The organism is Paenibacillus sp. J22P15, assembly GCF_056269345.1.
In genome coordinates this window covers 132,988-152,697 of record NZ_JBWDNT010000010.1, presented here as the reverse complement: position 1 = coordinate 152,697, position 19,710 = coordinate 132,988, and the positions used below count along the sequence as shown (strand labels likewise).

Here is a 19,710-nt window from a genome sequence, read left to right as displayed (position 1 = left end):
TTTATAAACGTATCAACTGTAAGATTTTAACTGATAGTTTTTGAAAATGGGGGAGCTATTTGGACAATAAAAACATTAGATACTATAACATTACTTTTTCAATAAAAGAATTAGTTAATCAAATATACAATGGGGAAATAGTGCTAGAGAAAGATAAGTATAGGAATTTAGTTTGGGATGTAAAAAAACAAAGTTTATATATAGACTCAATTTACAGAGACTTCCCAACCCCTGCAATATATCTTTTTGAAGATGAAGATCGATTACTAACTGTTATAGATGGAATACAAAGGCTTAGAACTCTGTATTCGTTTTATAATGATGAGTTTAAGATTCGCGACATTAATTCTGACATCAATGGTCTGAAGTATTCTGAACTATCTGAAATGGATAAACATAAAATTAATATGGGAAGGATTTATATTACAATAATTGAATACACGTGGAATAGCTCGTATATTATTACTGAATTATTTTATCGTTTAAATGCAGGTGGAGAAAGCCTTACTGATCAAGAGTTTAGAAACCGAATGTATTTTGGGAACATGATAAATAGTATAAATGATCTAAATACAAACTATTTGTGGCGAAGAATGTATAACAATCCTGTGGACAAAAGATATAAGGATTCAGAGTACATTCTAAAATTTTTTACTTTTCTGAGTGAGAACTATATAAATGCTAATAGTATTTCGAAAGCAATGAATGATTTTATTCAAAGCAATAGAAATAATGAATATTTAGCAGAACATTATCGAAGAATTTTTATTCATACTTTAGAAGTGATACAAAATTCGTTAGGCGAAAAGGCTTTATTAGTAAATGGCCGTTTCAGTAGTACATTATTTTATTCTCTATTCATACCTCTAGGTCTACTAATAAGCCAAGGAAAAGATTATAACTTAAATTTTGCTTATAACAAATTACTTGAGTTAATTTCGGAGAATGTCATTCAAAATAAATCACCGAACATAAAAATAAGGCTTGGTATTGACTTTTTGGTAGGTGATAAATTGTGAGTTTTAAACATCCGGATATCGATATTTATTATAAAAGCTTTTTGAGAGATATGGATAATATTGAAAGATTTGAAATTAGGGATGCTAATGATGTGAAAATAAAATCGATACTAAACATCGATATCTATACTAAAGCAACTAGGTTTCTAGAAGGTTCGATTAAAAATATTATCTATAGTTGTAGTTTAATTAGAGGAGACAATGCTAGTGATGTAACACTTCTTATCAGCAGACTAAAGCGGTTAAATAATCCTAAATTTGAAAATATAAAAGAATTATTTACTCAAGAGTTGATTTTTGATATTGAGGATGGGTTAAGGAGTGGGAATTATAATGGTAGGGATAAAACTTCGCTGAATGAAATTGTTTTAAACAGGCATAGAAACGTACATGCAACAGAAGATGCATCTCAATGGTATAATGCTAATGCCAAAGATCTTGAGAACTTTAAAGTAGAGTTCGAAGGATTATTAAATGTTTTAAAATATGTAGACGATATTAAATACTCTAGACAATCAAATTCGTTTTATGTTTAACTTTAGAGCAAACCTCTGGGTATTATTCATTATTGGTATAGAGCCGGAAAACTGATTAAGAAACAAGGCGGATAAAAAAATCACCCCTATCTTTCAAAAGAGGGGGATTTTTGTTTGCAAACGCAATGGAAGATGAAGTGGAGGGATTACCATGGGAAACATTCGGTCTTATTTTGAATGTGTTGTTTGTAATCATATAACGCTTGTACGTGCACAATATGGATGGCTAGATAGTCATCCCATAAGATATACATGTGGACATTGTAAAATTTTAATCAAGGGAATTGCTATCCTTGACCAAGAAAATGCTGATTTTACAATTAATATTGAAAATGCTTCGTTGGTTTCTCCTGAAAATGAAGCGGATTTTTATATTGAAACATCGGGGGAACTTTTAACTGAAAAGTTACAACCCTTTAATTCTGACACTCATTGGTACATACCGCCCCCGTTTTTTCAAGGTTTATGGGGAATGGGTGACCCAAGTGTTCCGCAGAGTAGTTATGAGAAGTTTGATAAATTTAAACAAAATGTTATGAGCTTTCTTTATAAGATAAAAAATGATTGGCCAAGAATAAGAAGAATAAATGAACTATGGCATCACGAGAGTCATGAATATTTAATTCAAGAAGTCCGTAAAGTATTACCAAAAATGCAATTTCCAATGAATAATAGACTTGAATATTTGCGTGGAGTTCATTTTGTTACAAGATTATTCTTACAACCAGTTATTAGTAATGATCATAACGAACTAATATTCAAAGAACTAAAAACTAATTTAGAGCAAAACCCTGCGAACCTGATAGAGTTGTCAAAATATTTTCAAGAGCATTTTAGAAGATATGATAGACGAATATTGCGTACAATAGAGCATTTTTCAGAAGTCTTCAAATTCTTAATTCCTGCATATGGACTTACTTATTACCACGAGATTCCTGAAGGAATATATGAAGAGAAGGGTATGACTACAGCAGCATTTGAAGATATTAAAGAATTTTATATAGATACTTACGAACTGGTGGCTGAGATTTTGCCAATCATAGTTAGTTATAATAATTCCAAGTATCGTAGCGATTTTAAAAAGATGTCTGATACAAAGCCTAAGTATGAGTTTGATAAATTCTTTGAAGCATCTAAGGGGAAAAAGGTTGAGTATATTGATGGAATGGAGGTATTTGATCATTTAATTGTTGAGGGCGCTATTGACAATAAAATACGAAATGCAATTGGACATAACACATATGAATTTGATGGAGTAAGTCAATTAATTAAATATGACCCTGTTGGAAAAAATAATCATTCCGATATCCGTTCAATGTATCTCGTTCAGTTTGCAGGTAAATGTTTGTCAATCTTTCAGACCGTAATTCATATTTGGGAATTGATTTACCAAACCGAAAAAAATTTATATACGAGTCAAGGTATGGAGTCGGTTAACCCAAATGTATTTAATATGAATTACCTTAAACAAGAATCATTAAAGAAAAAGGAGATACGGAGAAAGCAGAAAGGTGAGAAAAATATGAAGAAAAAGATAAAAGAGCAAAAACGAAAAAATAGGTAATAACTAAAATTTTCAGCGAATACTGTCACATCAAATTCTGTTCATTTTACGCAACCCAAACATGTGGAGTGCCTAATATTGATGGTACGAAATGAGATGTGACGGTACTGCTCAATTGCAGGGAGTTTGACTCCCGTTGCCTTTATTCAAAAAAGCCTGATCCTATGCGAATTGGTCTTTTTTCCTTTCTGAAACAGTAGACATCTGATGTCTACTGAATTGTGTAAGAATGAATGATATATACTTCTTATACGGACGCAGGTATAATAAGTGGTTCGAAAATTACTTTGATTATTTGTTGTACTCATTCTTAGGCTATCGCCCATTGTTGTAATACTTTCGCCATGTTAGATGCAAATCTTTTAAGTTAAAATTAGCAGGAGAAGGTCAGTTATAAATAACGAATTTATTATTTAAAGAAGGGGAGGCTTTTGATGAGTGAAAAATGTAGTATTCAAATAAGAGAGGAAATCCTATTCGGCATTCCACCCAAAGAAGTAAATGACGATATTTTTTTGAAGGTCGGAAGTTCATATCAGGCCTGTTTATCTTTGATTTGGATTGAAGAAAAGTTTAATATAGTATCTGATAATTACTATGAATGGGAAGAACAAATAAAAGAGGGTTATGACTTCTTCCTTGCTAATCAAAATGATAAGCCGGACTCTAATGAGATATTTTTGAATTATGGTATGGTTGAAGTTGTTGTGCTCAATAGGAGATTAAATAATCTACTTAGTACTATACGGCTGTATCGTGATCAAGTACTTCATGGGTTGTCTCTTTTGGAAAAGCAGTTGTGTGTTTCTGACTTAAAAATAGTGTTTGAAAATGAGACGAATAAATTGTATGACCAAACTGTTTCATATCAGCTTATGGAATTTATCCGCAATTTTATGCAGCACCAGGGGTTAATTGTAGAGCGTATCACAGCAGTAATACCACTCTTTAATAGAACGGTGGGTAGTCAATTACCTTATTTTGTAGAGGCAAACTATAAAGAGTTGAAAAAAGTAGATAAATTCAATAATAAAATCAAATTAAAAGACAAATTAGAAAATCAGAGCGAGTGGATAAACCTTATACTATTGGTTCGGGAGTATTATAATCAAATTATTGAACTACATAATAAATATAGAGATATCACTACCGAAATTTATGCAACTGTTTCTCAGGACGTTACTGAAATAGTAGGAGTGTACTATGAGAATTTACCAGTTAAGGAAGTTGCATTTTATGGAAGAAAGGACAGAGATGAGTATAAAGATTTTTTAGTGCAGTTAACTTATATTGATAAATTGAAAAGTTATCGTCATTCTTTAGTTAAGCTTGAAGAATCAAAGTCATACATAAATAAGGTAGCGTTTATTGACTCGGGTACAGTTCGCCTTAGTAACTCTACGACTTGTAGTATAAGATATAATATGTAGATGTAAAATATGACCTTGGCTACTTACTGGTATTCTTTCATGTCTTATGTAGAAGCGGTAATATCGCGCACTGTGATGATAATAATTTCAACACGAAAAGAGGTGATGCCCTATGACAACTCACAAAGTACCCAATAGATTAGCCAAGGAAAAGTCGCCATACTTGCTGCAACATGCGCATAATCCGGTGAACTGGTTCCCTTGGTCGGAAGAGGCTTTTGAAGTCGCCAAGCGCGACAATAAGCCTGTCTTCTTATTTATTTGGTACAGCTAGTTGTTGATTCACACGTACATGTCATTGATGGGATGTTCGCGTGAATCAATTTTTAGAAGCTTATGCTGAAGGAATTGGCGGAGGTTTTTTGTTTGAAAGTATAGGATTAGTGATCGTAATATTCCTCCATTCAATAGTATAATAAAAACATGTTTCAAAAAGGCTATTTAGACACGATGAGTTCGTTTAATCGATTGTATTTCTTATATTTACGAATTTCGTGAATATTACGTTATCGGAAAGATAAGGCAAAGACCCACGTTCTAAGCGGATTTTGAAAGAATTATAATAAAAGAATATGCCATATAATATCAGTAAAATGCAGCTAAACTGGAATTTGTGGGGGGATTAAAATAGAAGAATTAAAACCAAATGAAAAAGAGAAAGAAGTATTATCATTATTTTATAATAGATTCTATGATTTATATGAAGAAGTTGTAAATGATGTTTTATTAATAAGGATGCTAAAATAAGATTTTATAAACTAAGAGAATCATTTTCGATATATAAAGAATTATTGAGTTATGAGCCGATTAAAGAATATATTAATTGGATGAAAAAAGGTGGACGACCTCATTTTGAAGGGATAATTGCGGATGATTTGTTTAGTTTTATAAGAAATTTATTATTACATTTTCCTATTTTTGATACATGGGATGAAGTTTATATAAATAAAAACTTAGCCACGTGGAGTAAAGTGGGACAAATAGATAAATTTCTAACTAAAGGTATTGAAGGGAAAATTGATGGTAAAGGCACGGTGAAATATAGAATATGGGAAGAAAAAAAGAAAAAAATGACATATTTTTGTATTAATTTTCCCGAAAAATATGATAATACAAATATTTACTTGAAGGATATAATATCTGAAGAAGTTGGAATGAAATTTTGTATGGCATTAATGAGAGCGATATTAGATGCTCAGGTAGAGGATTCAGAAGTACCAGATATAAAAATAATGTCTCAAGTATATTTACCAATAAAAACAAATATTTGAAACTGCATAAATTCTAATTTATTAGTGAGATTATGAGTGCAATAGGTATTTTGAAAAATGATAATTCAAGCTCGTATTATCCATGTTATGCAAATAGATTAAAGGTATGTAGAAGGTGAACTGCCAGGGGGAAAATCGTTGGTTTGAGGATTCTATCCGCTACTCAGGATTATCTCAATGGTACAAATATCATCAAAACCTTAGGGATATTAGCTACAATGAAGGCAAGAAAATAATTGGAATATGTATCCAGTATGAACTTATCTCACAACTTTCAAAAGATGATTTCGATGCACTTGTAACTGCCGACATTTTATGTGGTCCAGGTAACTATAACCTTCGAAAGAGATGGTGAGTGGAACTTAAAACAATCCCATGGCTATAATAGCCATGGGATTGTTTATGTGAGGTTGTTGCATCTAACTGCTCTGTTTCTCTAGGGCTGGAAATGAATCGCCCATTCCAAGTACTTAATGGCTTTAACTATTTCCCCTGACTCTAAGCAACGCTCAGACATGAACTGACTAAGCGTAAAAAGTTTTTCTTCCCATTTACACGTTCTCTCAATATCCAATCATCGGACAATATTCTAAATGAGTTCTTATGAAGCTGCTCAAACAATTGCGTACAAAGTTGCTGTTTATGTATGGAATCCTGTTCAGTCCAAGCCTCATCCAGGAGTTTAATAAATACGGTTAAGTCACATTCAATATTTCCGCTTAAGTAGATATGTTCTTTGTCCAAAATAAGAAATTGGTACTCATCGTTCCTAATGAGCTTTCGCAAATGCGTTAAGTACATCCGTAAATTGTGCCGAGCTATTCCTGTCGAAACATTCCCCCATAGATCATCACATAGTTGTTCCCTTGTTACTGAGAGGTTCATGACCAAATAGATGAGAATTGGCTTGGCGTAGCGCTGATTCCAGCCTTCAACAATTTGCTCTCCATTAACAAAAACCTGAAACTGATTTATTAAATCTACTCTTAATGTATCCACGGAAGAAGCCTGGTTCTGTTCATCCAGCCTTTCAAATAGTTCACTATGTAGTGCTTGAAGAAATGAATCCTCACTTTTGGGAGATGCATTGCCATTCTGAAAAAAGTGATGAATCTGTTTGTAAGTTTCTTCAGGTTGGTCATAAAACGTCATATTCGATGAATTGAGAATCGTCATGCATTGCGAATTCGGAATATAAGCGGTCTGTAAACCGGATAAATAGGTCGGATAAATAGGGTCAAGATCACCGGGAACGATTACTACAGGCTTGGTATTTCGTTTAAGCTCAACAAAAATTTCATCATGAATGTCTACAAAAGCATCCCAAAGATCAAAATAGGTTTCAAGTGAAACCTTATAGAATCCCTCATACAATTTTTGTATCTCAGGACTACTGGAAGCATAAGAGAGTAATGTTTGGAATGATATGATCAGCTAGACCATGAATGGACTCATTTTGAACCAAGGATTTACGATGCTCTGTGATTTTAGTTGCTGTGCTTTTTGGAAAAAATAATGGAATAGAGTGCAGGCTGCAACCTAAAACCATTTCCGGTTTGAAAATTCCGAGTAGCACGGCACATATGCTTCCTGCTCCAGGACCAACGGCGAAAAAAGAAGAAATATTTAAGCTGGTGGAGCGGATTGTGTATGAAAGGGGAAGGGAATCGGGTGGAGTTGACGGTTTGTTATAGGTGAAGATTGATAAGATTTTCTTACCACCGCTTCCTAACATGTGGAGTGCGGAAACATGAAGATTATTTTATGGGGACGGTTTTATCAGCGATTGCGGCTGCGGGATTGCTGGAGATTATAGAGCATCTGGACGAGAATGATTCTGATAAGGCTTATTATACTGACTGTATAATTCACGCTGGATCACATGGGATGATGGAACAGAAGAGGTAATGGGAAGCTTGGAAAGACCATTTATTTTATTCCAGGATAACAAACCAACACATGTATTCTTTGCAACAGCAGATGGTCCAGGTGAGTTCACAAATGCTAACAACACATGGAATATGGTTGTACCTTTGAAGTAGTATCAGTTAGTCACGTTCCCGAATCTGAATTCAAGTATGGGGGGAGAATAATAAATCTCCCCCTACTTCAATCCTGAATTTCACTAATCTAACTGAGCAAACAGATTTTCCATCCCACAATTTGCGGGGTTGTTTTATTGCAAAATCACTTTGGCTACGAATGCAAGATCTGCAATGTCAACATTGCCGTCTTTATTGACATCCGCATTCCCGTTCCAGCCCTCTTGACCTTCTTCTTTGCTGTAAGCCGCTGCAACAATAGCCAAGTCTCCAATAGAAATTTTTCCATCCCTATTGATATCCGCATTGATTTTCTTGGTGTCAAACACTTGAATGGCCGCTTCCAATGCAGCTTTCGCGCTATCCACCTGCTGCTGAGTGGCATTCGGATCATTTGCTGTCGCGCTTGCCGCAGCGATTGCCGACTGCAATGGCGCTTTGGATCCATTCACATACTGGCCGTGTCCATTGCCTTCCACTGCTGCATCGTACTTAGCCTGAGCGCTTGTGATTAAAGCATTCAAGAGTGATTTATCCACAGGTATACTAATTTGTACTTCATGGGAGGCTCCGCCGACCTGCAGTTCATTCCCCTGTCCATTGGCAATCACAACATTGTCGACAGAAATTGTCGCTACCTCCGCTGCAGATTTGGCTGTAAATTTGAAATTCAGTAAATCGCCTTCGGCAAGTATCCCTTGGTTTGCTTCCACGCTGGCAGCAATAATACGAATTTGCCCCGGCGTTGTCTCTTGTTGTTCAATGACTTGGAATCCATCTTTCAGCGATGTAACCGAGTCGAATTGCAAATTCGCTGGATTATAATGCAGCGTCAAATCTTGGGCATACATTTGCTGGTATACACTTTGTGTTACGCCGGTCAATCCCATCTTTACATCAAATATTTGACCAGAGTTCACCTGCTGTAAACCAGTCAATGTAGTCTGAGGCATTGCAGCCGGAGGCACCGGCGCGAAAATTTTCATTTCCGACAAACCGACATTTGATCCGCTTCCTCCGGATACCTGGAATTTGACCCATGTCACCGTCTTCTCAGGGAAAGTTACAGAATAAGCGCTTCCATCATTCGGGATTCCTGAAACCGCAAAAGTGCTTCCGTCGCTGAAGGTAAGCGTTCCGCCGGGAGCCCAGTCCGCTGAATTAGGCCGATCATTGAAGATAATCTTGTTGAACGTTTGACTCATCGGCCAATTCACCTGGATCCATGGATTCTTTTCTCCCTTGGAGGCCCATTCGCCGCTGCCCGATTGCCCAACGATACCATCGAACGCTTTAACGGGAGTATAATCAGCACTGTATTGCGATGAAGCGGTAACTGTGGCGGTCTGCGTTGGGATCTTATTAACAGATACTGTAATTCTTGTTGTCAAAGGCACGTTATCGGGATTTAACACCCCAGGTGGCAAAGTTACAGTTCCATTTACAGTGAAGGTCTGCGCTGTCGTGGCAGTTGGATTGTAGCTTGCACTATCTACATCCCAATTCACATTGGCAACCAAGTATCCCAAATCGGTTACAAGCGTTACTTTGGCAGGCAATCCAAGGGCGGCCGCTGTATTCGCCGTTCCGATCGCCAAGTCTGTTATGTTAGCAGGCGCAGTGATGCTGTTCAATTTAGTCTCTGTCAATCCATATATCAAATCCGCAATAATCGGCAGATGGTCGGAAGCGACACGGGTCGTTTCCGTTAGCAGGACATCCGCGTTCTTCATCACTATATTCTTGGAGGCAAAGATATAATCGATTCGCATTCCCGGTATGGTGTAATCCTCGTTCTGACCCAATGAGCCGAACACATCGTTATAGGCTTGCATCATAGGTTGCATTTCGGCGCTGTCCGGAATAGCATTGAAATCGCCGACGAAAATTGCTGGTCCTTCGTTTTTCCCGCCCCACGCTAGTATTTCCTTGATCTGCTGCGTCCGTTCTGACGCTCTTTCCCAATCAAGATGGGTGTTGAAGAAACGGAATGGGGTTCCTTGAACGTCGACTACAGTTTCCAACAATCCCCGTTGTTCGCTCATACTGAAAAGGAGGTGATTCTCGGAAGAAACAATAGGATATTTGCTTAAAACGGCCGTTCCGTATTGATGGCCATTCGAATTCAGATTAGCCCCGTAAGCGAATTCCATGCCCAGATACTCGGACAGCCGTCTGGCCTGATCTTCGAAATTGCTCCGAGGACCGTAGTTATTATCTACTTCTTGCAGGCCGATGATGTCGGCATTCGAGTCTTTGATAATGTCACCGATCCGTTTCAAGTCCAATTTCCGATCGGATCCTTCAGCGTGATGAATGTTGTAGGACATCGCTCTGATTTGAACCTTCTCCAAATCAGAAGATTCCGCCGCCGTAACGGATGTCCCCATCACGAACGGGACCGCCAACAAGGACAATATGGTGCCGACAAGAAGTGATTTCTTTAAAATTGATTTTATAAACAAGCTACCACTCTCCTATATTTTTTTAAGTAAAAAAGCAACAATAGAGTTAAGAAATGAGCGTTTGTCGTCTTGCATTGCCCGTTAACGTCGAATCATATTTCCCTCCCTCGTCGTAAAGCTTTTGAGCTGAATTCGCAAGCATTGATCCTATACAGCTCTTGCTACAAGATCTCCACACCAATTTATCGTATCAACTATCACTGATATATTCTATTTAATATATTGTTAAGATAAGGATAATTTGCATTTAAAAGCTAATTCTAGTTGACAACAGAAGGAGAGCTTGATCGGTAGAAGGAATGGTATTATGACAGCGCTTCCTCAATTCTATATCTTTAGGCTCTGACCGGACGCTCCTATATCTATAAGTTCTGTGTTGAAGAAGCCGGCGATGCCGGTTTTTTTCTATCTGCCGCGTATACGCATCAAGTTACCATATATGGTGTCGCGGAAAATACACAAGTTTATAAAGGTTCTGTAAATGAAATGAAATGTCATGTCATCTGAAGTAATATATAAATAAACAGATGTAACGAGTGCAAGGAGATAAAATGACAAAAAAACAAAAAAAGTATAAACGATTCAGGGATGATATAAAAAAAACATTTATCATTTATGCGTTTACTCCAGTTATCATCGTTGCACTTACCAGTTATATCCTTTTATTTTCTAGTTTTTATAAGACGATTGTTTCAAGCAACTATGATTACAACGTCCAGATCGCCGAGACAGTAAGTAATATTATAGGTTCTTATCAGAATCAAGCCTATCTTATGTCAAAGGATAGTAGCTTGTTAACATCTCTGGAGTCGAAGCTTCCGAACAGCGAAATATACGGAGAGTTATACAATTTTATAAATCAAATGCAAATCAAGGGTAATTTCTTTGTGTTTGACGATAAGCTTAACCCTATATTACAAAGCTCGAATCATATCCCCGAATATGTCCAAGGTAATGATTCTGTGAAATGGGGACTCCTTCGAAGAATGCTGGATAGCCCTGAAAAAGTCATATTGGTCAGGGAACAAGGTTTTATTGACCACAGTCGAAGCTTGACCATTGGCAAAGCCATAGTAAAGGAAAGCCGTGTAATGGGATTTATTATCTTCGACATTAACCAAAGTGACTTAGTCGAGCTTATCAGCACAAATTTTTCAACTAGTGTCGTTATAACTGATTACTTCGGATATGTAATTGCAGGCACAAATGAATTGCTAGTCGATCAATTAGGAAAAATTGATTCGAATTTGAGAGATAAATCTGGAGTTGTCAAATCGAATAAAGATACTGAATATGTGACAAGAACAGAAATACTAGATGGGCTTGTTATTATTTATACTCTCACCTCTGTCGGTTACTTTAAATCGATGCTAATTCTGGCAGGTTCATTATTAGGCTTGCTTTTCGGCATGTTTGCCTTGACAACCTTCATATCAGCCATAAAAATTGCCAACAGTAAGACCAGAGCCTTAGATGACATAATAAGGGCGATTGAGAATGTTCAACATGGTAATTTGGATACCCAGCTCATAGTCAGTACGAACGATGAATTTCAAGTCTTCGCAGAAACTTACAATCAAATGCTTGCCGATATTAAAAAGTTGATTGAAGCGAACAATGAAAAGGCCCGGCAAAACGTAGTATCCGAAATTAAACAACTGGAGTCCCAATTTAATCCTCACTTTCTTTTCAACACGCTGGAAACGATTCGTTATATGGTAAAAATGGATCCTTCTACTGCCAATAAGATGATCATCGTGTTATCCAATTTGTTAAGATACAGTATCAATAGCAGCATTACGGAGGTTAGCCTCGGGGAAGATATTGAGTATACTAAGAACTATTTATTCATTCAAAAATACCGTTTTGGTAAAAGTTTTGATTACGAGATCCATGTGGAGGAAGCTGCACTGGACTGCATTGTCCCAAGGCTTATCGTGCAGCCGATTATAGAAAATTCAATTATTCACGGATTTGCTAGCCGTAAGTCCTTGACTATACAGATTAAAGCGGTCATTACTGAAAAACATCTGGTCGTCGACATTCGTGATGATGGTAAGGGGATGGAGCCGAATGTTTTGCAAAACATCAAGGAAATCCTAAAGCAGAATAAAAACACTTCATCCCATATCGGTTTGTACAATGTTCATCGGAGAGTACAGCTTATTTACGGTGAAAATTACGGAGTAGACTTATCAAGCGAGCATCACGGCGGGACAGTTGTCAAAATTACAATACCTGTTAGGCAAGGGGGAGTATAATCGTGTTGAAGGTAGTTATTGTGGAAGACGAGGAAATTATTAGAAAAGGGCTAGTTCACACGGTTGATTGGCTGTCTATGAATTGTACCGTTGTAGGCGATGCCGGTGACGGGCAGGAAGGACTCCAATTGATTGAGCAGCTCCGTCCCGACTTAGTCATTACTGATATCCGGATGTGTGTCATGAATGGGATAGAAATGGTAGAGCAAGCTTTGAAAATATATCCGTTCCAAAGCATTATACTGACCAGCTATAGCGAGTTTGATTATGCGAAACAGGCGATCTCCTTGAAGGTCTTTGAATATTTGTTAAAGCCCGTAGATGAAATAAAGCTTGCAGGCATTATCGAGAATATCAAGCGAGAAATAAAACAAGGAAAAGTGTACGACGAGTTCGTCAATATAACGAAACCGGAAAGCGATCATTATTTGATTGATTTGGATGGTTATCTGTTTACCGAACATAGACAAAATTATTATGTCAGTGAGATGATCAAGCGCATTAAGAGCGATTACGATCAAAAGCTGACTATAGAAGCTATCTCCGGTCAACTGGGAGTCAGTCCGAGTTACTTGAGTCGAAAATTGAAGGAGGTTACTTCCCAGACATTCTTGGATATCCTAAACAAGTACAGAATTCAAAAAGCTGTTGAATTGCTCGACATTGGTAAATGTCGGATTTATGAGATAGCCAATATGACTGGATTTAGTGATTATAAACATTTTTGCTCTGTATTCAAAAAATACACAGGCACAAATCCTACCAATTTTATGAAGTCCAGTCACCGAGTAGTCGTGAAAAATAGATCAGTATGCGTAAATTAACGATTAGAAGAAACAGCTCAATTAGGTCGACACCTTTATGAGCTGTTTTTTTTTTGAGAGTATTTAAGTTCATTTACTAGGATAGTTAAACTATTTTTTCGGATTGTTCAGATTATTGGGCTCTATTAAAATGATTTCAAAGACATAGTACATATGAAGGGATGAAAAAAAGTTGAGATACAATTATCACATGCATTCCTGTTATTCTGACGGCACGGACACACCGGAACAATTAATTAATCTGGCACAAGAATATGAAATGAAATCGGTTGCTTTAACGGATCACGATACTGTGGATGGAGTAGAGGTTTTTATGGCTGCCGCTGCACGAGCGAATATTGAAGCCATTCCTGGAGTAGAAATTTCATCACGCATTGGCCAGAAAGGCATACATATTCTTGGGTATGGGATCGACATAAAAAACATAGAGCTGCTCAAATTGCTGGATACTTTATCCCTTGAAGCTACAGCTTACACTAAGCATGCTTTTAAATTTGTAGCTGATAAGTTTGGTTATTCTTGGGAACAAGTGGAGTTTCATGATAGATATAAGAAAGGAAAGGGGCTTTATCTATCAGATGTGTTCTCAGCCATGCTGAAGGATGGATTATTCAACAACTGGTGGCAGTACGGGGGGCTTGTTGATTATTGCTTTAGTAATGTAAAGCAGGAATATGGTGCCCCGGCTGAAACAGCCATTCATGCAATTAAGAAAAGCGGAGGAAAAGCATTTCTAGCTCACCCTAAGCTCATGAAAATGAGCCTGGAGGGGGAATTAAGTATATTTAAGCAACTAAAAGATTTGGGGTTAGATGGTATAGAAGCCTATTACCCCGAACACTCGCCTAAAGAATCCAGCTGGTATGAACTCTGCTGTGAGAAATTAAACTTGGAGGTATCTGGCGGAACGGACTGGCATGGAATGGCACGCCAGAAATCGCCTTTGTACTATTGTGGAAATATATGTATAAAATAATGACTTAAAATCGTATATTTGTAGGAATTGTAAACTTAAGTTAATTCAGTTATTCGGATAATTGTACTTTTTTTTCAGATTGTTCGACCTATTCAGACAGAATACAATAAATATGAAGACAAAATATAAATATTTGGAGGAGTTAGAATGAAACGGATTTTTGCAATCGGACTTATGGCAAGTACGCTGTTTTTAGCCTCTGCTTGCTCAAACTCAACACCAGTAAATACAGGGGAAGCAACAACCAGCCCAACAGCAAATTCATCAGCTAAGGCACCAGAATCCAAGTCGCTCGTCGTTTATACGGCAGCAGCGCAAGATGTCATGAATGTTGTAATCCCTGAATTTGAAGCTCAAACTGGAATTAAGGTTGATGTTGTTACCGCGGGTACCGGTGAGCTGCTTAAGAGAATCGAGGCGGAACAGGCAAATCCGTTGGGCGATGTTGAATGGGGTGGAACAGCATCGGTTATTACTCCGAAACAAAATCTGTTTGAACCTTATACATCAGTGAATGAAAGCTCTATTATAGATTCGGCCAAAAATACGGAAGGGATGATCAGCAGAAACAACATTATTCCGATGGTGCTTCTCGTGAACAAAAATCTTATTGGCGATATTAAAGTTGAAGGCTATGCGGATCTTCTCAATCCAGAACTGAAAGGCAAGATTGCATTTCCTGATCCTGCCAAATCGTCAACAGGCTTAACTCACGTAGCAAACATATTACAGACTATGGGTGCCGGTGATGAGAATAAGGGCTGGGATTACATCGAAGACTTGGTCAAGAATCTTGATGGCAAGCTTATCGGAAGTTCATCCGCAGTACCCGAGGGTGTTGCTAAAGGCGAGTATACTGTAGGTTTCACTCACGAAGAGCTGGCGTCCGCGGCTGTCAGACAAGGTTCTCCGGTAGAGGTTGTCTACATGAATGAAGGCGTAATCGTATCGCCTGGCACCGTGCAAATTATTAAAGGTGCTAAAAATATTGAGAATGCAAAAAAATTCGTTGATTTCCTGACATCCAAAGATTTGCAGACTCTTACAGCTGAGAAACTTAATATGCGTGCTTCCAGGGCAGATATTACTGCGCCAGCAGGGTTAAAGGAGATTTCGGATATCAAGATCGTTCCGGAAGATCTGGAATCATCGCTAGTTAACACGCAAGCATGGCTCGACAAGTTTAAAGATGTTTACACAAGCAATTAAGTGATAGCCGGTACTAAATTACGATAAGAATTAGAGTGCTATGGAAGCCTGTGACATTCACATGTTGCAGGCTTCTATAGTAAGGGAGGAAATCAAGTGAGCATTGCCATTCATGTTAACCAGGTTGTAAAAAAATATGATAACGCTAGACTTACGATCATTCCGGGGCTTTCAGTTGAAATAAAGAATGGTGAGTTTTTTACACTTCTTGGACCATCGGGCTGCGGCAAAACGACATTGCTAAGAATGATTGCGGGGTTTAACTCAATCGAGGAAGGGGAAATCCTTTTTGGCGATCAAGTCATCAACGATATTCCGGCTCACAAGAGAAACATTGGCATGGTGTTCCAGAATTATGCCATATTCCCGCACCTGACAGTACAGCAAAATATAGAATACGGATTAAAGCTGAGAAGGCTTCCCAAAGCAGAGATTAAGAAAAAAACGGAAGAAATCATGAATATCGTTCAGATTGATCAATACAAGCAAAGACTTCCGGAGAAGCTTTCCGGCGGCCAGCAGCAGCGTGTAGCTCTTGCAAGAGCTATTGTCATTCGCCCCAGTGTTCTTCTGATGGACGAACCGCTCTCCAATCTGGATGCCAAGCTGAGAATTGAGATGAGAACCGCGATAAGGGAAATACAAAGGGATGTAGGTATTACCACCGTCTATGTAACCCATGATCAAGAAGAGGCTTTGGCAATATCCGATCGAATTGCAGTCATGAAGGATGGCGTGATCCAGCAGGTTGGAAAACCGAGAAATATTTATACTCGTCCGTTCAATACATTCGTCTCGAAATTCGTGGGTCATTCGAACTTATTTAAGGGATCCATTCGGTTAAAAGCGAACGAAACACGCATCGAATTCCAAAACGGCTATTCTATATTGATGCATAATTTGGCTGATGATGTGTTTGATGGACAGAATGTTATTATTGCGGTTAGACCCGAACAATTTTTCGTAGCAGAGAGTGGCTTGAAGGCAACAATCAACAAAAGTACATTTCTGGGTCAATATATTAATTATGAAGTGAATCTCCAAGGAGAGATGATGACAGATGCCGGACATCCCTGTGAATTTGTTCAAGATTTGGGTCAAACGAGCAAATTTTACGAAGTGATGGATGAGCTGTTTCTTGCTCCAAACAGTGAAAAGATCAACGTGTTTACCGAGGATGGAGAACGGAGTTTAATCGAGGGCGTGAAAAGGCATGACTAAAATTAAATTAGATTTCTGGACAATCATGGCCCTGATTATAGCTATATTATTAGCATTATTCCTGATCTATCCTATGTTTTCGTTGTTAGTGAGCAGCTTTAAAGATCCTGTGACAGGAACGTTTACGTTCCAAAATTTCAGTAAGTTTTTCGAGAAACCATATTATTATCTAGGTTTATTGAATAGTTTCAAGATTTCTATTTCTGTTACTATTTTATCCATTCTAATCGGCGCGCCGATGGCCTATCTTATGACGGCATACGAAATCAAAGGCAAAAAAATGATTGAAATCCTGATCATCATATCGATACTTTCGCCGCCATTTATCGGAGCATATTCCTGGATCCTTCTAAGCGGTCGCAGCGGTGTGATCACGAAGTTCTTCTCGACTCTGGGAATCGAAATGCCTAGCATATATGGCTTTGGCGGTATTGTTCTGGTGTTAACTTTGAAATTATTTCCATTCATATATCTCTATGTGTCCGGAGCATTGAAGAAGGTTGATGCATCACTCATCGAGGCTGCCGAGAGTTTGGGATGCAGTCCATTCAAGAAGGTATTCAATATTATCCTGCCATTGATTGCTCCAACATTGCTAGCTGGCTCGCTCTTGGTATTTATGGATGCTATGGCGGATTTCGGAACTCCGATGCTTATCGGAGAAGGGTTTAATGTCATGCCTGTTATGATTTATTCCGAGTTTATTAGCGAAGTGGGCGGGCAGGCGAATTTTGCAGCGGCAATGGCAACTATTATGGTATTGATAACAGCCTTATTATTTGTTGGTCAAAAAATTTATCTTAATAAGAAATCTTTTACGATGAACTCCTTAAGGCCAATAACGCCGGCAAAATTCAAAGGGATTAGTGGAATTTGGGCACATATCATGATCTATTTCGTTGTTTTGTTTGCAATTATTCCCCAGTTGACCGTAGTGGTTACTTCTTTCCTTGAAACGAAAGGCACCAGATTTATTGCAGCCTTTTCATTGGAGAGTTATAGAATAGTTTTTGATACGCTTTGGGAATCGATAGTCAATACGTATATTTTTGGCTTTGAAGCGTTAGCTATTATCGTTGTTTTGGGGATGTTCATAGCTTACCTATCAACAAGGAAAAAAAATGCGCTTACTTCCTTAATCGATACCATTTCAATGTTTCCATTTGTTTTACCTGGATCAGTGCTTGGCTTAACTCTACTTCTCGCGTTTAATCAGAAGCCTATGCTGCTGAGCGGAAGTGTGATGATTCTGGTGCTTGCTTTTGTAATAAGAAAGCTTCCATATACGCTTCGGTCCAGTGCGGCAATTATTTACCAGATTAGCCCAAGTATCGAGGAAGCATCCATCAGTTTGGGGTCTTCGCCGGTAAAAACATTTTTTAAGATTACGGCGGTCATGATGCTTCCGGGCGTCCTCTCGGGAGCGATATTGAGTTGGATAAACGTTATCAATGAATTAAGCGCATCTATTATTCTTTATACCAGTAATACCAAAACGATGTCAGTTGCCATATATGCGGAAGTAGTCAGGGCAAGTTACGGAACAGCCGCAGCGATATCTAGCATTCTTACTTTCACAACCATTATAGTACTAATGATTTTCTTCAAGCTGACCGGGAACAAATCTGTCACCATGTAACAATTTATAGCAGATCAGAGCATTTCCATCTTCACCGTCTGAGCTAGATGCGGATTATATTATTACGACAAAGGAGTAATAACTGTGCTATTAGAAGGTCAGCCAATGTATTTGCGAATCGCAAATGAAGTTGAACGAATCATAAAGCACGGAAATTTAAAACCACATGATCCTGTTCCTTCTGAGGGAGAATTGGCAAAAATGTTTAGTGTCAGTCGAATGACCACCAAGCTGGCACTTGAACATCTTGCCAAGCAGGGAGTGGTTTACCGAATGGCTAGAAAAGGGACGTTTCTAAGTAATCTCTCGAGCGAATTATCGCAAACTGACGGCAATAGCAAAAAAATAACATCTGCTGGCATGATGAGTAATTGTATTGGACTAGTAGTACCAAATTTGGATCCCTATACGTCCCAAGTCATATCCGCAATTGAATCCGAGGCAAGAAATCTGAACTACAACCTTATCATTAAAGTAAGTAAGGGACTTGTAGATGAGGATTTCTGTCTTCGTCAGCTTGTTCAAGAACAAGTTAGAGGCATTATTCTGCTTCCTCGGACGCGCACGTATTACAGTGACCAAGTGATGCAATTGAAGATAGATAGATACCCTGTTGTTATAATTGACCGTTATTTTCGAGAACTCCCTATTGATTGTGTATATCATGATTATTTCCAGGGAGTATACCAAATGGTTGAACATTTGATTAAGAAAGGACACACGAAAATTGGCTTAGTCACAAACATAGTCTCCGCAATTAATCGAAGTGAAGAACAACATGAAGGATATTTTAAAGCACTGTATGACAATGGAATCCCAGTAAAAAGTAATAATATCCATATCGTAGATCAATTAAAAGATCATACAAATTATTCGGATTTTGATCCGCTGCTGGATGAATTTATACGAAGAAATTCCGACATAACCGCCATCATGTGCGGAAACGACTACTTGGCAGCCTCGGTTCTTTATTGTGCAATGAATCGGAAAATCGTAGTGCCGGATCAGCTTTCGATCGTTGGATTTTCAGATATCCAAATGGCAACAATGCTTCCTGTTGCTCTTACAACCGTTAGGCAACCGACGGAGGAGCTGGGAACAGAAGCGGTTAAGCTTCTGGTTAAGCGTATGAACCTCTGTGACGAGAAGCAGATTACTGTGAAAATAAGAACGCAAATTATCGAACGGAATAGTGTTTCCGTTTGTTCAGAATAATATTCATATGAAGGCTTGTACATTGGTCACTCCATTTT

At 38.0% G+C, this 19,710-nt stretch carries 18 protein-coding genes; 16 read left to right on the top strand and 2 right to left on the bottom strand.

Translation table 11 applies throughout. The annotated features are described in order from the left end of the window. Positions 1–59: 59 nt before the first annotated feature. From AC0YN6_RS20090 to AC0YN6_RS20065, 6 genes are all read left to right on the top strand, one after another. On the top strand, positions 60–1,019 hold the full coding sequence (locus tag AC0YN6_RS20090; protein WP_475748996.1) for a DUF262 domain-containing protein: 960 nt from the start codon (positions 60–62) through the stop codon (positions 1,017–1,019). Continuing rightward, on the top strand, positions 1,016–1,555 hold the full coding sequence (locus AC0YN6_RS20085; RefSeq protein ID WP_475748995.1) for a hypothetical protein: 540 nt from the start codon (positions 1,016–1,018) through the stop codon (positions 1,553–1,555). Before AC0YN6_RS20090 ends, AC0YN6_RS20085 begins: the two co-directional genes overlap by 4 nt. Before the next feature lie 151 nt (positions 1,556–1,706). Beyond that, the gene (locus AC0YN6_RS20080; RefSeq protein ID WP_475748993.1) at positions 1,707–3,119 is read left to right on the top strand and encodes a hypothetical protein; all 1,413 of its coding nucleotides are present in this window, start codon (positions 1,707–1,709) and stop codon (positions 3,117–3,119) included. Positions 3,120–3,553: 434 nt separating this feature from the next. Then, positions 3,554–4,549: a hypothetical protein gene (locus AC0YN6_RS20075; RefSeq protein WP_475748991.1), complete on the top strand. Its 996-nt coding sequence runs from the start codon at positions 3,554–3,556 to the stop codon at positions 4,547–4,549. Between the two features lie 112 nt (positions 4,550–4,661). Beyond that, positions 4,662–4,823: a DUF255 domain-containing protein gene (locus AC0YN6_RS20070; protein ID WP_475748989.1), complete on the top strand. Its 162-nt coding sequence runs from the start codon at positions 4,662–4,664 to the stop codon at positions 4,821–4,823. Between the two features lie 553 nt (positions 4,824–5,376). Beyond that, positions 5,377–5,820, top strand: a complete 444-nt coding sequence (locus tag AC0YN6_RS20065; RefSeq protein ID WP_475748987.1) for a hypothetical protein — start codon at positions 5,377–5,379, stop codon at positions 5,818–5,820. Positions 5,821–6,318: 498 nt separating this feature from the next. Here AC0YN6_RS20065 and AC0YN6_RS20060 read toward each other — a convergent pair whose 3' ends face one another. Then, positions 6,319–7,194 (bottom strand): hypothetical protein, encoded by an 876-nt coding sequence (locus AC0YN6_RS20060; RefSeq protein ID WP_475748985.1) that lies wholly within the window; start codon positions 7,192–7,194, stop codon positions 6,319–6,321. Positions 7,195–7,301: 107 nt separating this feature from the next. Between AC0YN6_RS20060 and AC0YN6_RS20055 the strand changes: the two genes are divergently transcribed. The 3 genes from AC0YN6_RS20055 (at position 7,302) to AC0YN6_RS20045 (ending at position 7,862) form a co-directional block, all read left to right on the top strand. Continuing rightward, positions 7,302–7,514, top strand: a complete 213-nt coding sequence (locus tag AC0YN6_RS20055) for a hypothetical protein (protein WP_475748984.1) — start codon at positions 7,302–7,304, stop codon at positions 7,512–7,514. A gap of 70 nt (positions 7,515–7,584) precedes the next feature. Next, entirely contained in the window at positions 7,585–7,728 is a 144-nt protein-coding gene (locus AC0YN6_RS20050) for a hypothetical protein (RefSeq protein WP_475748982.1), read from the top strand. Between the two features lie 8 nt (positions 7,729–7,736). Further along, complete coding sequence (locus AC0YN6_RS20045; RefSeq protein ID WP_475748981.1) at positions 7,737–7,862, top strand: hypothetical protein; 126 nt, start codon at positions 7,737–7,739, stop codon at positions 7,860–7,862. Between the two features lie 134 nt (positions 7,863–7,996). Here AC0YN6_RS20045 and AC0YN6_RS20040 read toward each other — a convergent pair whose 3' ends face one another. Beyond that, complete coding sequence (locus tag AC0YN6_RS20040) at positions 7,997–10,327, bottom strand: DUF7402 domain-containing protein (RefSeq protein WP_475748979.1); 2,331 nt, start codon at positions 10,325–10,327, stop codon at positions 7,997–7,999. A 536-nt stretch (positions 10,328–10,863) separates the two neighbouring features. Here AC0YN6_RS20040 and AC0YN6_RS20035 point away from each other — a divergent pair. The 7 genes from AC0YN6_RS20035 to AC0YN6_RS20005 all read left to right on the top strand — a co-directional run bounded on the left by AC0YN6_RS20035 (position 10,864) and on the right by AC0YN6_RS20005 (position 19,672). Continuing rightward, positions 10,864–12,588, top strand: a complete 1,725-nt coding sequence (locus AC0YN6_RS20035) for a sensor histidine kinase (protein ID WP_475748977.1) — start codon at positions 10,864–10,866, stop codon at positions 12,586–12,588. Between the two features lie 2 nt (positions 12,589–12,590). Beyond that, positions 12,591–13,412, top strand: a complete 822-nt coding sequence (locus AC0YN6_RS20030; RefSeq protein ID WP_475748976.1) for a response regulator transcription factor — start codon at positions 12,591–12,593, stop codon at positions 13,410–13,412. A 190-nt stretch (positions 13,413–13,602) separates the two neighbouring features. Further along, positions 13,603–14,388, top strand: a complete 786-nt coding sequence (locus AC0YN6_RS20025; protein WP_475749031.1) for a PHP domain-containing protein — start codon at positions 13,603–13,605, stop codon at positions 14,386–14,388. Between the two features lie 147 nt (positions 14,389–14,535). Continuing rightward, positions 14,536–15,597: an ABC transporter substrate-binding protein gene (locus AC0YN6_RS20020; protein WP_475748974.1), complete on the top strand. Its 1,062-nt coding sequence runs from the start codon at positions 14,536–14,538 to the stop codon at positions 15,595–15,597. A gap of 96 nt (positions 15,598–15,693) precedes the next feature. Beyond that, positions 15,694–16,818 (top strand): ABC transporter ATP-binding protein, encoded by a 1,125-nt coding sequence (locus tag AC0YN6_RS20015; protein WP_475748972.1) that lies wholly within the window; start codon positions 15,694–15,696, stop codon positions 16,816–16,818. Continuing rightward, positions 16,811–18,457 carry an ABC transporter permease gene (locus AC0YN6_RS20010; protein ID WP_475748970.1) on the top strand — a complete coding sequence of 549 codons (1,647 nt, stop codon included), beginning with the start codon at positions 16,811–16,813 and terminating at the stop codon, positions 18,455–18,457. Before AC0YN6_RS20015 ends, AC0YN6_RS20010 begins: the two co-directional genes overlap by 8 nt. A gap of 84 nt (positions 18,458–18,541) precedes the next feature. Then, positions 18,542–19,672: a GntR family transcriptional regulator gene (locus AC0YN6_RS20005; protein WP_475748969.1), complete on the top strand. Its 1,131-nt coding sequence runs from the start codon at positions 18,542–18,544 to the stop codon at positions 19,670–19,672. Positions 19,673–19,710: the final 38 nt, after the last annotated feature.

Coding starts and splice junctions, on each gene's coding strand:
- AC0YN6_RS20080 (WP_475748993.1), top strand. CDS start 1,707: ATGGGAAACATTCGGTCTTATTTTGAATGTGTTGTTTGTAATCATATA.
- AC0YN6_RS20075 (WP_475748991.1), top strand. CDS start 3,554: ATGAGTGAAAAATGTAGTATTCAAATAAGAGAGGAAATCCTATTCGGC.
- AC0YN6_RS20070 (WP_475748989.1), top strand. CDS start 4,662: ATGACAACTCACAAAGTACCCAATAGATTAGCCAAGGAAAAGTCGCCA.
- AC0YN6_RS20065 (WP_475748987.1), top strand. CDS start 5,377: ATGAAAAAAGGTGGACGACCTCATTTTGAAGGGATAATTGCGGATGAT.
- AC0YN6_RS20050 (WP_475748982.1), top strand. CDS start 7,585: ATGGGGACGGTTTTATCAGCGATTGCGGCTGCGGGATTGCTGGAGATT.
- AC0YN6_RS20025 (WP_475749031.1), top strand. CDS start 13,603: ATGCATTCCTGTTATTCTGACGGCACGGACACACCGGAACAATTAATT.
- AC0YN6_RS20020 (WP_475748974.1), top strand. CDS start 14,536: ATGAAACGGATTTTTGCAATCGGACTTATGGCAAGTACGCTGTTTTTA.
- AC0YN6_RS20010 (WP_475748970.1), top strand. CDS start 16,811: ATGACTAAAATTAAATTAGATTTCTGGACAATCATGGCCCTGATTATA.